Genomic DNA, 15,594 nt, shown 5'->3' with positions numbered 1-15,594 from the left:
CATTGCATATCACCTCTAGAATCTACCTGTGCTACGTACTATCCGTATTACTTCTGCTGTTGTGGCAGCTTTTGCCACCTGCACTTTCACGAGTTGCTCGGAAGAGGCTACTGAGCTAGTCACCAAAACACCCGAGCGGTCGGCGCTGCATCCCCATATGCTGCGCAATCTTACACTAGACACCGCCCGAACGGAGGCAGTTCGTAGCGAAGTGAAGCTAACTGGACGCGTGAGCACCAACCTCGATAAAACGGTGCAGGTGTACCCGCTGGTTGGCGGCGTGGTGGAAGCCGTACGCGTGAGCCTTGGCGACCATGTGGAGAAGGGTCAAGTGCTAGCTACCATTAGGAGCGGCGAGATTGCCGACCTGCAAAACCAAAGCTCCGCTGCCGGTTCCGACCTAGCTATTGCCCGTAAGAACTTGCAAGTGACGGAGGACCTATTCGGCAGCGGCCTAGCTGCGGAGCGCGACGTGTTGACCGCCCGCCAAGAGTTGCGCAAAGCGCAAGCGAATGCCGGCAAGAACCGTAAGCAGTTGAGTGTGTACGGCGTATCGGCCGACGGCACCTACACTTTGCGCGCACCCATCTCCGGCTTCATCACCGAGAAGAACGTCACCGACCGCATGCAGTTCAACGCTGACAACGTCGATAATCTGTTCACGATTTCGAACTTGAGTACGGTTTGGGTGCTAGCCGACGTTTTCCAAGCCGACATTGCCCATGTGCAGGTAGGCCATGCCGCCGACGTAACGACGCTGAGCTACCCCGACAAGCACTTCAGCGGCCGCATCGACAAGATCTTTAACATGCTCGACCCGGAGAGCAAAGTGATGAAGGTGCGTGTACGCCTCGATAACTCCGGCTACCTGCTTAAGCCTGGTATGCACGCCCGCGTAAACGTATCCAATGTCGAAAACCAACGACACGTAGCGGTAGCGCACAAAAACCTGGTTTTTCACAACGACCGCAACTTTGTGCTCGTGTTCAAAGACCCTAAACACATTGAAACGCGTGAAGTCTCGATCCTCAAAACCGTGGGCACTACGAGCTACGTCTCGTCGGGTTTGCAGGATGGCGAGCGAGTGGTTGCTCAAGATCAACTGTTGCTCTATAAGGAGCTAAACGACTAACGCTCGCCCATCGCAGCTACTTGTTACCCGGAATGCCTAGACTTCATCGTCCGGGTATTCTTGTTTTCTGGCAGCTAGCTCTTCCTAGGTCAGCCCTAACACCGTATACCCTCACGAAGGCAAACACACTATTTTTTTGACTATTTCTAAAAAACATCAACGCATAAAACACTATTTCTAGGGTTTAAACGAGGTTTTTATAAGAAATTGTCATTTCTAATCTGGCTCTAATCTACCTCTAATACGTCCCTAATACGGTGGTCGTACACTTGCATATCCAAACGCTTCATCGGATATGCAACGCCTATTTTTGTTCCTGATTTCTCTATCGCTGCTAGCTGGCACCGCCCAAGCGGCAGCCACTCCAGCGCCCAGTGCGCTCGCCGATACAGTGCAGCTCACGCTACCGCAAGCCGAGCAGCGCTTCGTGCAGAATAACTTCTCTCTGCTCGCTCAGCAGTACAACGTGACGGCGGCCGAAGCCCAGATTCAGCAGGCCAAGCTGTGGGACAACCCGACCATCTCGCTGGAACAGAACACCTACAACCCCACCACGGGCAAGCATTTCGACATGACGAAAAGCGGCGAGAGCATTGTGCAGGTGCAACAGCTGTTCTCGATTGCGGGTCGGCGTAAAGCGGCTGGCCGCGTAGCGCAGCAAAACGCTTTGGTTGAGCAGTTTAATTTCCAAGACTTGCAGCGCAATCTGCGCTACCAGCTTCGCACTACCTTCTACGATCTGTTCTTCAAACAGCAAACCGTAGGTGCTTACGATCGAGAAATCAACTCCTTCCGCCGCACGGTAGCTCAGTACCAAGGCCAGTATGACAAGGGCAACATTGCCCTGAAAGAAGTGATTCGCTTGAAAGCCTTTTTGTTTCAGCTGGAAAACGAGCGCCAAGGCCTACTTACGGATATTGCCGGCCAAGAAGCAGACCTACGGGTGCTGATTCGGGATAACGCCGGCACGTACTACCGGCCCCAGGCCGATCCGAGCCGCTTACAAGGCCTAGGTGTCGGTTCTTACTCGGTGGAGCAGCTAGCTGATACCGCCCAGATTGCGCGCGCCGACCTACGTGCCCGGCAGGCCGATGTGGAGCAGCAAAACCAAAACCTGCGCTTGCAACGCGCCATTGCGGCCCCCGACCTAGCTGTGGGCTACGTCTACGACCGCGCTGGCAGCTACATCCAGAACTACAACGCCCTGACCCTAGGTATTGCCGTTCCAATCTTCAACCGCAACCAAGGCAACATCCGCTCGGCGCAGGCGCAGATTGAAAGCAGCAAGGCTCAGCTAAACCAGCAACAGCTTATCGTGCAGAACGACGTGCAGGAAGCTTACCGCCTCACGCAGCAAACCAACGAACTCTATCAGAATACCAACCGCTCAACCGGAGACTTCGATCGCCTCATTACGGGAATTGAGCAGAGCTACGCCAAGCGCAACATCACCATTGTGGAGTTCTTGGACTTTTACGAAAGCTACAAGAACAACTTAGTACTGCTTAACCAGCTGCGCTCCAACCGCATGCGAGCCTTCGAGCAGCTTAATTTCTCTGTGGGCCGCCCCATTTTCAGGGCTGAATAACTGTACCAGAACTCCTCATTAGATCCAAAGAATCAACGATATGAACCGCATCCCCTCCCTCATACTCGCTGCTACCGCTTCGCTGGGTTTGCTAGCGAGCTGCTCGCAGAAACCAAAAGACGCCGCGGAAACGCCGCAGAAAGCCGAAGCCGGCTTTACGATGTCGGATACAATGCTGCGTGAGTTGAAAATAGATACCGTACACGCTGAGCCCATCCGCGACGAGCTGACGCTCTCCGGCCAGATTGCCTCCGACGGCGACAAAACCGTGAAGGTATATCCGCTGGTAGGTGGCGTCGTTGAGCAGCTTAGCGTGGAGCTAGGTGACCACGTGGCCAAAGGCCAGGTGCTAGCCGTGATTAAGAGCGGCGAAATTGCTGACCTGCAAAACCAAAGCTCCGCCGCTGGCTCCGACTTGGACATTGCCCGCAAGAACCTGCAAGTAGCCGAAGACCAGTTCCACGACGGCCTAGCTTCCGAACGCGACGTGGTGCTAGCCCGTCAGGAATTGCGCAAAGCCCAAGGCAACGTGGGCAAGAGCCGCAAGCAACTGAGCGTGTATGGCGTATCAGCCGACGGCACTTACACCTTGCGGGCGCCCATCTCAGGTTTCATCACCGAGAAAAACGTCACTGACCATATGCAGTTTAACGCCGATAACGTGGGCAACCTATTTACGGTAAGCAACTTGGACGACGTGTGGATTATGGCCAACGTATTTGAATCGGACATTGCCAAAGTGCGCGAAGGTTACCAGGCCGACGTGACAACGCTGAGCTACCCCGACAAGCACTTCAATGGCCGCATCGATAAAGTTTTTAACGTGCTCGACCCCGAAAGCAAGGTTATGAAGGTGCGCGTCCGCCTCGATAACCCCGGCTACCTGCTCAAGCCTGAGATGTACGCTCAAATTAGAGTGGGCAATACGGAAGGCAACAAGATGCTGGCCGTGCCTGCCAAGTGCGTGGTGTTCGACAAGGACCGCAACTTCGTGATGGTCTTCAAAGACCGCAGCCACATCGAAACGCGCCCCGTGCAAATCCTCAAAACAGTGGGCGACGTGAGCTACGTGAAGTCGGGTCTGCAAGACGGCGAGAAGATCATCGCCCAGAACCAGTTACTCGTGTACGACGAACTGAACGACTAATACCGGAGGATTCAGGAGCTAAAAGCGAGGAGTAGAAGTCAGCTGAACTGTGCTGACGGCCATACCCTTGCCTCTTCAAAAAGGCTCCTTTCCGCTTCCTCCTTCCTCCTAGCTTCTGAATTCTAGCTTTTTAGCAAGTCATGAACAAGTTCATCCAAGGCATTATCGCCTTTTCCCTTAAGAACCGCGGCTTCATCTTCCTGATGACCGTGGTGGCCATCGTGGCTGGGGTAGTGAGCTACCGCAACACGCCTATCGAGGCGTTTCCGGACGTAACGAACACCGAAATTACTATCATCACGCAGTGGCCCGGCCGCTCAGCGGAGGAGATTGAGAAGTTCGTGACGGCGCCCATCGAAATTGCGCTGAACCCCGTGCAGAAAAAGACCAGCATCCGCTCGACCACACTGTTTGGCTTGTCGGTGGTGAAAGTCATCTTCGACGACGGCGTAGACGACGCGTTTGCCCGGGTGCAAGTAAACAACCTCCTCGCCCAAGCTGACCTACCCGAAGGCGCTGACCCCGACGTGCAGCCGCCTTACGGCCCTACCGGCGAGATCTTCCGCTACACCCTAGCTAGCTCCGACAAAACGACCCGCGAGCTGAAGACCATCCAAGACTGGGTGATTGAGCGCAACCTGAAAGCCGTGCCCGGCGTGGCCGACGTGAACAGCTTCGGCGGCGAGGTGAAAGATTACGAAATCAGCGTGAACCCCGGCAAGCTCCAGGACTTCGGCATCACGCCCTTGGACGTGTACAACGCCATCCAGCGCTCCAACATCAACGTGGGCGGCGACGTGATAAACGAAGGCCAGCAGAACTACGTGGTACGCGGTATCGGTCTGCTAAACAACATCGGCGACATCAACAACACCGTGATTAAGAACGTGAACGGTGCCCCGATCTTGGTAAAAGACGTGGCTATCGTGCACGAGTCGGCGCTGCCCCGCCTAGGTCGGGTGGGCCGCGGCACCAACGACGACATGGTGGAAGGCATCGTGGTGATGCGCAAGGGCGAAAACCCCTCCGAAGTTATTGCCCGCCTGAAGGACAAAGTAGCCGACCTAAACGACAAGATTCTGCCCTCGGATGTGAAGATCAAGACCTTCTACGATCGGCAGCAACTGATTGACTTCTCGACCGAAACGGTGATTCACAACCTCATGGAAGGCATCATCCTCGTGACGGTGATTGTGTTCATCTTCATGGCCGACTGGCGTACCACGGTTATCGTATCCGTGATTATCCCGCTGGCCCTGCTGTTTGCCTTCATCTGCTTGCGCTTGAAGGGCATGAGCGCCAACCTACTCTCGATGGGTGCTATCGACTTCGGTATCATCATCGACGGCGCGGTAGTGATGGTGGAAGGACTCTTTGTCGCCCTCGACCACAAGGCGCACGAAATGGGCATGGAGCGCTTTAACAAGCTCGCCAAGCTAGGTCTGATCAAGAAGACTGGTAAGGAAATGGGCAAGTCCATCTTCTTCGCCAAGGCCATCATTATCACGGCGTTGCTCCCGATCTTCTCCTTCGAAAAAGTAGAAGGCAAGGTATTCTCGCCGCTGGCCTGGACCCTCGGTTTTGCCCTGCTTGGTGCTCTGATCTTTACGCTGACCTTAGTGCCGGTTCTAGCCAGCATCTTGCTGCGAAAGAACGTGCGGGAGAAGGACAATTTCTTCGTCCGCGGCATTAACCGCGGCGCCCAGCGCTTCTTCCGCTTCACCTACGCCCGCAAAACGGCTAGTTTGCTGGTTGCTACGATCATTGTGGCTGTTGGGGTAGGCTCCTTCCACTTCCTAGGTTCCGAGTTCTTGCCCGAGTTGAACGAAGGCTCGATCTACGTGCGGGCCCAGTTGCCGCTGAGTATCTCCCTGGATGAGTCGAACAAGCTGTGCAACGAGATGCGCCGTGTGTTCCTGACCTTCCCCGAGGTGAGCGACGTGGTAAGCCAGACCGGTCGCCCCAACGACGGCACCGACCCAACGGGCTTCTACAACAACGAGTTTTTGGTGCAGATCAAGCACACGGATGAAGTGCAGAAGAAAATGAAGAGCGCCGCCTACCGCGAGGAGCTGATTGCGCACATGAAAGAGAAGCTGAACCGCTTCCCCGGCGTGGACTTCAACTTCTCGCAGCCCATCACCGACAACGTGGAAGAAGCCGCCTCCGGCGTGAAAGGCTCTATCGCCGTGAAGATTTACGGCACCGACCTAAAAACCCTGGAAGGCAAGGCCCGCCAAGTGTACGAGCAGCTCAAAACCGTGAAAGGGATTGATGACCTAGGGGTGTTGCGCAACATCGGTCAGCCTGAGCTGCACGTTGATCTGGATGAAGGTCGCATGGCCCAGTACGGCGTGTCGAAGTCGGATGCCAACGCGGTGCTCGAAATGGCCGTGGGTGGTAAGCAAGCTTCGCAGATGTACGAAGGCGAGCGGAAGTTCCCGATCCGGGTGCGTTACCAGGAGCAGTTCCGCCAGACGCCTGCCGAAATCGGCGCGCTGATGGTGCCGACTCAAGCAGGCAACACCATCCCCATGACGGAAATCGCCAATATCTCCGACGTGAATGGTCCTTCACTCATCTACCGTGATGACAACCAGCGCTTTGCAGCTGTCAAGTTCAGCATTCGCGGCCGCGACATGGGCTCCACGATTGAAGAAGCGCAGCGCAAAGTGAACAAGGTGCTCCAGCTCCCGAAAGGCTACTCGATCAAATGGGCTGGCGACTTCGAGAACCAGCGCCGGGCCACTCAGCGCCTAGGTCAGGTAGTACCTATTTCGCTAGCCATGATCTTCTTCATCCTGTTCATCTTGTTCGGCAACTTGAAGGATGCAGGTCTGGTACTCGTGAACGTGCCGTTTGCCCTCATCGGTGGCATTGCCTCGCTGCTGATTACGCACACCAACTTCAGCATATCGGCCGGTATTGGCTTCATCGCCCTGTTTGGTATCTGTATTCAGAACGGCGTGATTCTCATCTCGGTGTTCAAGCAGAACCTAGTGAAGAAGATGTCGCTCGACGACAGCATCCACGAAGGCGTCATTAGCCGCGTGCGCCCCGTGGTGATGACGGCCATGATGGCCACCATTGGTCTGATGCCCGCTGCCATCAGCACCGGCATTGGCTCAGAAACCTCTAAGCCCCTGGCTATTGTGGTTATCGGCGGCCTCATTACGGGTACCATCCTGACGCTGTTCATCTTCCCACTGGTGTTCGAGCGCTTCTATCGCTCCGAGCACACCCACTACGGCGACGATCCAGCTTTGCACCCCGAGAAACACCACAAGCAGCCTAGCAACCCGGCGTTGGTAGGTGCCTAAATCTTAACCTGTTTCGGAAAGGCCTTCTCGCTTCGGGAAGGCTTTTTTGTTTTCTACTGGCTTGTACTGCTCAGCTGCCCAGCCCTACTACGGCGCACGCCTTGGCTTACAGCTGAGCTGTTTTTGCCTACTTTCGGGCGGCACCTAGCCTAGTTCTTCGCTCACCTGTCAGCTTAAAACCTACAGCTGTCCACCGAAACCTTCCTTACACAGTCCATGAAAACCCTGCTCCTCAGCGGCCTTTTTCTCGCCCTAGCTACTGCGGCTTCCGCCCAAACTTTCTCGAAGATGAACTGGCAAAATGCGCCCAAAAAAGCGACTATCACCGATCAGAAAGTGCAAGTACAGGTAGATGGAGGCACCGACTTCTGGCGCGTGACGCACTACGGCTTCATCCGCGACAACGGCCACTTTTACTACCAGGAGCAGGAAGGAGATTTTATGGCCAAAGTGAAGATCACCGGCCAGTACAAGGAGCTGTATGACCAAGCCGGCCTCATGATTCGGCTCGACGAGAAGAACTGGATCAAGACCGGCATCGAGTACGTGAAGGGCGTGCAGAACGTAAGCGCCGTCGTGACGCGGGAAGTGTCCGACTGGTCGGTGGTGCCCCGCCAAGACAGCCCCAAAACGGTGTGGCTCACGCTCCTGCGTAAGGGTGACTACGTGGAAATTCAGTATTCTTTCGACAACAAAGACTTCAAGATGCTGCGCCTAGCTTACTTCCCGCCCACGCCTGGCAAGAAGGTGCAGATTGGCTTGATGTGCGCCGCCCCCGATGGCAAAGGCTTCCCCGTGACGTTCGAAGATTTCTCCGTGAAGCCCGTTCAGCAGTAAGCGGTAGATACCTAGCTCAAACCAACTTCGCTCAGGATAAAAGCCTTCCCAATACGGGGAAGGCTTTTTTGTTTTCAGTGCCTGAGCCTACGTGCCTTGATTCGACGCCTGAGACCGTGGGCCAAGGCACCAAGCACCTAGCTTTCTTCCGATTTCTCTTCATCAAACCCTCACTAAAGATTCATCAGATTCTCACCAATTCTTCATGCCAAACCTAGCCTTACCGCTATAAAGGAAGAAAGCATGAGCCGCTCCTTTCCACCTTCCCGGCTTCGGGCTTTCACCACCCACTTCCCCTTTCTTCCCCATGGGCAAATTCATTCAAAGCATCGTTGCCTTTTCGCTGAAGAACCGCTTCTTCGTGTTCTTCATGACGGCTTTGCTCATCGCAGGTGGCGTTTTCAGCTACCTACACACGCCCATTGAGGCGTTTCCGGACGTCACCAACACACAGATCATCATTGTGTCGCAGTGGCCGGGGCGCTCGGCGCAGGAAGTGGAGCGGTTCGTATCGGTGCCGGTTGAGGTGGCCATGAACTCGGTGCAGAAGAAGAGCAACATGCGCTCGATCAGCATGTTCGGCTTGTCGGTGCTGAAGATCAACTTCGATGATGATGTGGAGGATTTCTTCGCCCGCCAACAGGTCAACAACCTGCTAGCGGGCGTGAATTTCCCCGACGGCTGTGACACCCATGTGCAGCCGCCCTACGGTCCTACGGGTGAGATTTTCCGCTACACGGTGCAAGGCAAAGATCGCACAACCAACCAATTGCTTGCCGAGCAAGACTGGGTGGTAGAGCGCCAGCTCAAGTCAGTACCGGGCGTGGCCGACATTGCCGCGTTTGGCGGCACTACCAAAACCTACGAAATCACCGTTGACCCGGCACAATTGCAGAAGTTCGACCTCACGCCGCTCGAAGTGTACCAAGCCGTGCAGAAGAGTAACATCAACGTAGGTGGCGACGTGATTGAGAAAAACGGCCAATCGTACGTAGTGCGCGGCATCGGCCTGCTGACGAACGCCGCTGACATCGGTAACATCATCGTCAAGGACATTCACGACACGCCCATTCTGGTGCGCAACGTGGCATCCATCACCGAAGGCTTCCGTCCGCGCGTGGGCCAAGCTGGCCTCGACGATAACAATGACGTGGTGGAAGGCATCGTGATTATGCGCAAGGGCGAAAACCCCGCCGAGGTGCTAGGCCGCGTGAAGGCCAAAGTCGACGAGCTAAACACGAAGATCCTGCCCTCTGATATCAAGCTCAAGACCTTCTACGACCGCGACGTGCTGATGGACCACTGCACGCACACCGTCATTCACAACCTGATTGAAGGCATTGTGCTTGTCACGCTGGTCGTGTTTCTGTTCATGGCCGACTGGCGCTCGACGCTGATTGTGGGCATCGTTGTGCCGCTGGCGCTGCTGTTTGCCTTCATCTGCTTGCGCCTGAAAGGCATGAGTGCCAACCTTTTGAGTATGGGCGCTATCGACTTCGGCATTATCATCGACGGGGCCGTGGTAATGGTGGAAGGCATCTTCGTGGTACTCGACCACAAGGCGCATAAAGTCGGGATGCCGGTGTTTAACAAGCTGGCGAAAATGGGGGTAATCAAGAAAACGGGCGGCGAGCTAGGCAAGGCGGTATTCTTCTCCAAGCTCATCATTCTCACCTGCTTACTTCCTATTTTCTCCTTCGAGAAGGTGGAAGGCAAGATGTTCTCTCCCCTGGCCTATACCCTAGGTTTTGCTTTGGTTGGCGCGTTGCTGCTGACCCTGACGTTGGTGCCGGTGCTGGCGAGCATCCTGCTCAACAAGGACGTGCGCGAGAAGAACAACCCGCTCGTTAACTTCTTCGACCGCATCGTGACGAAAGGCTTTGCCTTCACCTACGCCAACAAGCGCCTGAGCCTCGCTACCGCCTTTCTGATTATGGCCGCGGCGCTGTACTCGTTCACTTTCCTAGGTTCCGAGTTTCTGCCCGAGCTAAACGAAGGCGCCCTGTGGGTGGAAACGAAGATGCCCATGTCGTCCTCACTGACCGAGACGACCAAGATGGCCGGCAACTTCCGCCGTATTCTGCGCCAGTTCCCGGAGGTGCAATCGGTGCTGAGCCAAACGGGCCGCTCCAACGACGGCACCGACCCCTCGGGCATTTACTACGTGCAGTGCCAGGTGAACCTCTACCCGAAGGAAGAGTGGAAGCGCAAAATCACGACGGAGCAGCTGATTGAGGAAATGGACCATAAGCTGAAGGAGTATCCCGGCATCATCTTCAACTACTCCCAGCCCATCATCGACAACGTGGAGGAAGCCGTGGCCGGCATCAACGCGGCCCTGGCCGTGAAGATTTTCGGCAATGATCTGCAAGCCATTGACGACAAAGCCGACTCGGTGATGAACATTCTCAAGACGGTGCGCGGCGTGAAAGACCTAGGTATTCTGCGCAACCTAGGTCAGCCCGAAATGAGCGTGCTGCTCGACCAAACCCGCATGGCCGCCTACGGCGTGAGCGCCGCCGACGCGCAAGCCGTGGTGGAAATGGCCATCGGCGGCAAGGCGGCAACACAGCTCTACGAAGGCGAACGGAAGTTTGACGTGCGCATCCGTTACCCCAAAGATTACCGCAGCACCGAAGCCGAAATCGGCGAGCTGCGCGTATCGACCATTCGCGGTAGTAAGGTGGCGCTGAAGGAAATAGCAACGATCAAGACGCTTAACGGCCCGGCCTTCGTATACCACGACGGCGGACAGCGTTTCATTGCGGTGAAATTCAGCATCCGCGACCGAGACATGGGCTCTACGATTGCCGAAGCGCAGAAGAAGGTTAACGCGCAGATTCACTTGCCTAAGGGCTACAGCATCACGTGGGCTGGCGAATTCGAGAACCAAGTACGTGCTACTAAGCGCCTCACGCAGGTGGTGCCTATCTCGCTGGTAATCATCTTCATTCTGCTGTTTATCACCTTCGGCAATGGCAAGGATGCGGGCCTCGTACTGGTAAATGTGCCCTTCGCCCTCATCGGCGGCATTGTGGCGCTGCACATCACGCACGTCAACTTCAGCATCTCGGCCGGTATCGGCTTCATCGCCTTGTTTGGCATTTGTATTCAGAACGGCGTGATTCTCATCACGGTGTTCAAGCAGAATCTGCGCAACAAAATTCCTCTGGAGGAGTCGCTGCGCCTGGGTGTAGCCTCTCGCGTACGACCCGTGGTGATGACGGCACTTATGGCTATGATTGGCTTGTTCCCGGCTGCGCTGAGCACCGGCATCGGCTCCGAAACCCAAAAGCCGCTGGCTATTGTCGTGATTGGCGGATTAGTGTCGGCTACTATTCTTACGCTGCTCATCTTCCCGCTGGTATTTGACTGGGCGTACCGTGAAATGCACCAAGATGCGCCAGCGGCCCCCATAGCCGAGAAGCCACAACTCGTGAGTGCCTAGGTTAAGAACTAGAGCTAAAACCTAGCTCCCCTCCTTTTTAAGGAGGGGTTGGGGGTGGTAAAACTAGTTGAACGGTTTCTAAAGGGTAGCTCTAATCTTCTAGTTCTAGCTAGACCACCCCTTCTAGCTAGACCACCCCCAACCCCTCCTTGAAAAAGGAGGGGAGCTAGGTTTAACGCTAATCCTAGATGCTCAACCAATTAACGACACTCCCCTTATCCTACTTCTTTTCTTGTGGGTTCTGCCGGGTATAAATCAACCCCAGCGACAAGCCCTGACTATACTGCACGGCCCGGTCCTGGTCGTAGTCGTAGAGCAGGATGCCGGTGATGGCCACGTTGATGTAGCGATTTACCTTGGCCGTGAAGCTGGCATCAAGGCGGTGGTCGACGCGGCGCAGGGCTAGCTTTTCGTAGTCGGCGAAAAGCAGGTAGCGTGCTTTTAGGTTCATGTTAGAACCTAGCCCTTTATCCAGCTCAGCTAGTATTTGTCCGGCCAACACTTCAAAGTGCGTAGAGCGGCCTTGTGTCACCCCGTAAGGCTTTTCCCCGAGTACATCCACAAACCGCTCAGACCGCCCTACGATGGTCAGGCGCGAGGCCAGCGGTGAAAGCCTGATCTTGAACCACTTATTGGCCACATACTCCATGCCGTAGGCCGCCGTGATGTAAGCCGGCGCGAAGGCCGACGAGACCTTCTGCGCCCGCTGCTGCCCGTTGGCGTCGGTGCTGTACTTGAAGCCGGGCGCGAACTGCGTGAGCAGGTTCAGCGAGGCAAACATGTTCCACTGCGTGCTGATGTTGGAGCCGTACTTGGTGTCCAGAAACAACCGGTCGAGGCTCTTGCGGTAGCCCTGATCCTTGTTGGCGACAAAAGCATATAGGAAATCGGCCTCGTTGTCCCAGCTGTTGCGGCCGCGGTGAAAGTTGGCCTTCTGGTTTAGCTGCGCATTCAGGCCAATGGAGTTCACGCCCCCACCCCGCCAGTTGGAAGACAGGGCGCTTTCATTCAAATTGAATGTTGCTTTAAAGGCTGTTTTCCAGGGAGATGGTGGCCGCAGAATGACAATCAGCGTATCAAGCTTCGGTTTGGTAACAACCGGAATAGTCGACACGATGGGCACCGGTAACACTGGCGGCACCGGAATGGCCTGGGCACTTACCCGGTTACTGATCAGGCCACCTAAAACAAAGGAGAGCAAGGACGCTCCCGAACGAACTCTCATGAACCACGCAGACAATTGCGGCCGCAAGTTACTAATGGGCTGCCTTTTCTGCATTTGATAATCGCATTTTTATATATTTATTGCCATAGTACAACAAGCAGCGCGGCGCTAGCAAACCTAGCTTCGTACCACCTAGGCAGCTGCCCCACTAGGGAGCAAACTGGCCGCCGGGCAGCAGGCAAAATTCGAGCGAGCCACGGGCAGTGACAGGATTTTTCAGGAAAAAGGCAATCTTCACCAAGCAAACCGTTCTTCCTATTACCTAGGTTTGCACGATTCGATTCACCTCAGTCTTCTTCATGAAAAAAGTTTTTGCTGCTGGCGTTTGCTTGCTCAGCTCTTTTAGTCTTTGGGCGCAGGCACCAACCACCTCTGCGGCCTCCGACCCAGCGCTGCTTCCCTACCGCGCCACGGCCACCAAAGTCAACGATTTGGTACACACCAAGCTCGACGTGCGCTTCGACTACGCCAAAAGCTACCTCTACGGCAAAGCCTGGGTGACGCTGAAGCCCCACGCCTATGCCACCGACTCGCTGCGCTTGGATGCGCAGGGCATGGACATCAAAACGGTGGCGCTGGTGGGCAGCAACGGCAGCACGCAGCCTCTCAAGTACGACTACAACCAGCAGCAACTGCTCGTTCAGCTAGGCAAAACGGTGGCGCCGGGCACCGCTTATACCGTGTACCTAGAATACACGGCCAAGCCGAACGAGCTGAAAGTGAAAGGCAGCGCGGCCATCAACGACGCCAAAGGCTTGTACTTCATCAACCCCGACAGCACCGTGAAAGGCAAGCCCGTCCAGATCTGGACCCAAGGCGAGTCGCAGTCGAACTCGGCGTGGTTCCCCACCATCGACAGGCCCAACCAGAAGATGACCACGGAAATCAGCATGACGGTGCCGAGCAAGTACCTCACGCTTTCCAACGGCAAAATGGTATCGCAGACGCCCGCTGGGGCCGGCTTGCGCACCGATACCTGGAAGATGGAGCAGCCCCACTCGCCCTACTTGGTGATGATGACGGTGGGCAGTTTCAAGGTGACGCACGACACGTGGCGCGGCAAACCCGTTGATTATTACCTAGAGCCAACCTACGCCCCTTATGCCAAACAGATCTTTGGCAACACGCCCGAGATGCTGGAATTCTTCTCCACTCGGCTCGGGGTAGAGTTTCCCTGGAATAAGTACGCCCAGATTGTGGTGCGCGACTACGTGAGCGGGGCCATGGAAAACACCACGGCCACCCTGCACGGCGACTTCTTGCAGAAAACACCCCGCGAGCTGATCGATCGGCAATACGGCAACGACGAATCGGTGATTGCCCACGAGCTGTTTCATCAGTGGTTTGGCGACTACGTGACCACCGAAAGCTGGAGCAACCTGACGGTGAATGAGTCGATGGCCGACTTCAGCGAAGGCCTGTGGGCCGAGCACAAGTACGGCCAAGACGCTGCCGACGCGCACAAGTACGGTTACCTTACGCAGTACCTAGGCAACCCCGAAAACTACACCAAGAACCTAGTGCGCTTCCACTACGCCGAGCGCGAAGACATGTTCGATGCCGTGACCTATCAGAAAGGTGGCCTCATCCTCGACATGCTACGCGCTTACCTAGGCGACGATGTATTTTTTGCCGGCTTAAATCAGTACCTGAAGCAGAACGCTTTCGGCAACGGCGAAGCGCACCAGATGCGGCTAGCTTTTGAGGCGGCTTCAGGCAAAGACCTAAATTGGTTCTACAACCAATGGTTCTTCAACGCCGGCCAGCCCACTGTTACGATCGACTACGCTTGGGACGGTGGCCGCAAAGTGCAGACCGTCACGGTGAAGCAGTTGCAGCCTGGCGAGCCATTTACGCTGCCAATTGCCATTGATTTGTACGTGAAAGGGAAAGTGGAGCGGCGCAACGTGGTGCTGCGCAACGCCACCGAAACGCTGGAATTCCCAGTAGCCGCCAAGCCCGACCTCGTAAACGTGGACGCGCAAAAAGTGATGCTGTGGCAGAAAAAAGACAATAAGCCGCTGGCCGACTATGTGTACCAGTACCAGCATGCTCCACGCTATGTGGACCGGTATGAGGCAATTGCCGCCGCTAAAGAGAAGCAGGGCACAGATGCTGGCGCGCGCAGTCTGCTCGTAGCGGCTACTTCCGATAAATACTATGGTCTTCGCATTGAGGCACTGCAAAACCTTGATTTAGAAAGCAAAGCCATGCAGAAGCTCATCGCGCCTGTTTTGCGCAAGCAGCTCACCACCGAGAAGGAACCCCTCGTGCAAGCTGAAATCCTGACGGCCCTAGGTCAGCTAACCGACAAGCGCGACGAAGCCCTGTTCACCAGCAACCTCAAGAGCCAGTCGTATGCCGTGCAAGGCGCTGCCCTGAGCGGCCTAGCTGCCGTGGCGCCTGCTAAAGCTTTGGCACAAGCTAGGACCTTCGAGGCCGATAACAAAGGCAAGCTGACTGCCGCCATTGCCGAAGTATATGCGACCCAAGGCGGCTTGGAACAGTGGCCTTTTGTGCGCCAGAAGTTTGACGAGGCTGGTCCACAAGGTCGCTTCGACTTACTCAAAGGCTTTGCCGGGATGCTGATGCGCCTCAACGACCCTACTGCTGTTGCCGAGGGCGTTGACCGCATCAAGAACCTAGGTATTCAGTTCAAAAGCTACGGCGCCGCCGACCCCATGATCAACTTGCTGGAGGCTTTAAAGAGCAAGCAATCGGGCACCAGCGCCGCCCAGAACAAGCAGGTGATTGAGCAAGCCCAGCAGGCCATTCAGCAGGCCAAGTAGCCTAGGCTAGAAGCCGGGCAAGAGTTGCCTAGACTTAAAAAGCTAGGTTCCCTTCGCGGCTGCGAAGGGAACCTAGCTTTTTAAGCTCTACTGGCGGCGCAACGCCAC

Annotated in this window: 8 protein-coding genes; 7 read left to right on the top strand and 1 reads right to left on the bottom strand. The window is 55.6% G+C overall.

Translation table 11 applies throughout. The features are described from left to right. Positions 1-28: 28 nt before the first annotated feature. The 6 genes from BXP70_RS17180 to BXP70_RS17155 all read left to right on the top strand — a co-directional run bounded on the left by BXP70_RS17180 (position 29) and on the right by BXP70_RS17155 (position 11,472). Positions 29-1,132: an efflux RND transporter periplasmic adaptor subunit gene (locus BXP70_RS17180; protein WP_245849664.1), complete on the top strand. Its 1,104-nt coding sequence runs from the start codon at positions 29-31 to the stop codon at positions 1,130-1,132. 295 nt (positions 1,133-1,427) lie between these two features. Further along, complete coding sequence (locus tag BXP70_RS17175; RefSeq protein ID WP_086595340.1) at positions 1,428-2,720, top strand: TolC family protein; 1,293 nt, start codon at positions 1,428-1,430, stop codon at positions 2,718-2,720. Positions 2,721-2,760: 40 nt separating this feature from the next. After that, the gene (locus BXP70_RS17170) at positions 2,761-3,867 is read left to right on the top strand and encodes an efflux RND transporter periplasmic adaptor subunit (RefSeq protein ID WP_086595339.1); all 1,107 of its coding nucleotides are present in this window, start codon (positions 2,761-2,763) and stop codon (positions 3,865-3,867) included. A 140-nt stretch (positions 3,868-4,007) separates the two neighbouring features. Next, complete coding sequence (locus BXP70_RS17165; RefSeq protein ID WP_086595338.1) at positions 4,008-7,187, top strand: efflux RND transporter permease subunit; 3,180 nt, start codon at positions 4,008-4,010, stop codon at positions 7,185-7,187. Between the two features lie 216 nt (positions 7,188-7,403). Next, positions 7,404-8,024, top strand: a complete 621-nt coding sequence (locus BXP70_RS17160) for a DUF1349 domain-containing protein (protein WP_245849663.1) — start codon at positions 7,404-7,406, stop codon at positions 8,022-8,024. A 307-nt stretch (positions 8,025-8,331) separates the two neighbouring features. After that, on the top strand, positions 8,332-11,472 hold the full coding sequence (locus tag BXP70_RS17155) for an efflux RND transporter permease subunit (RefSeq protein WP_086595337.1): 3,141 nt from the start codon (positions 8,332-8,334) through the stop codon (positions 11,470-11,472). A gap of 220 nt (positions 11,473-11,692) precedes the next feature. Here BXP70_RS17155 and BXP70_RS17150 read toward each other — a convergent pair whose 3' ends face one another. After that, positions 11,693-12,697, bottom strand: a complete 1,005-nt coding sequence (locus tag BXP70_RS17150; protein ID WP_086595336.1) for a DUF3078 domain-containing protein — start codon at positions 12,695-12,697, stop codon at positions 11,693-11,695. Positions 12,698-12,996: 299 nt separating this feature from the next. Between BXP70_RS17150 and BXP70_RS17145 the strand changes: the two genes are divergently transcribed. Further along, positions 12,997-15,486 carry a M1 family metallopeptidase gene (locus tag BXP70_RS17145; RefSeq protein WP_086595335.1) on the top strand — a complete coding sequence of 830 codons (2,490 nt, stop codon included), beginning with the start codon at positions 12,997-12,999 and terminating at the stop codon, positions 15,484-15,486. The last annotated feature ends 108 nt before the right edge of the window (positions 15,487-15,594 follow it).

Origin of the sequence: Hymenobacter crusticola, from assembly GCF_002154225.1 — a bacterium.
In the GTDB taxonomy this organism is placed as follows: Bacteria; Bacteroidota; Bacteroidia; order Cytophagales; family Hymenobacteraceae; genus Hymenobacter; species Hymenobacter crusticola.
The sequence above is the reverse complement of the archived record's forward strand: the minus strand, read 5'-3'. Positions and strand labels throughout refer to the sequence as shown.

Coding starts and splice junctions, on each gene's coding strand:
- BXP70_RS17175 (WP_086595340.1), top strand. CDS start 1,428: ATGCAACGCCTATTTTTGTTCCTGATTTCTCTATCGCTGCTAGCTGGC.
- BXP70_RS17170 (WP_086595339.1), top strand. CDS start 2,761: ATGAACCGCATCCCCTCCCTCATACTCGCTGCTACCGCTTCGCTGGGT.
- BXP70_RS17165 (WP_086595338.1), top strand. CDS start 4,008: ATGAACAAGTTCATCCAAGGCATTATCGCCTTTTCCCTTAAGAACCGC.
- BXP70_RS17160 (WP_245849663.1), top strand. CDS start 7,404: ATGAAAACCCTGCTCCTCAGCGGCCTTTTTCTCGCCCTAGCTACTGCG.
- BXP70_RS17155 (WP_086595337.1), top strand. CDS start 8,332: ATGGGCAAATTCATTCAAAGCATCGTTGCCTTTTCGCTGAAGAACCGC.
- BXP70_RS17150 (WP_086595336.1), bottom strand. CDS start 12,697: ATGAGAGTTCGTTCGGGAGCGTCCTTGCTCTCCTTTGTTTTAGGTGGC.
- BXP70_RS17145 (WP_086595335.1), top strand. CDS start 12,997: ATGAAAAAAGTTTTTGCTGCTGGCGTTTGCTTGCTCAGCTCTTTTAGT.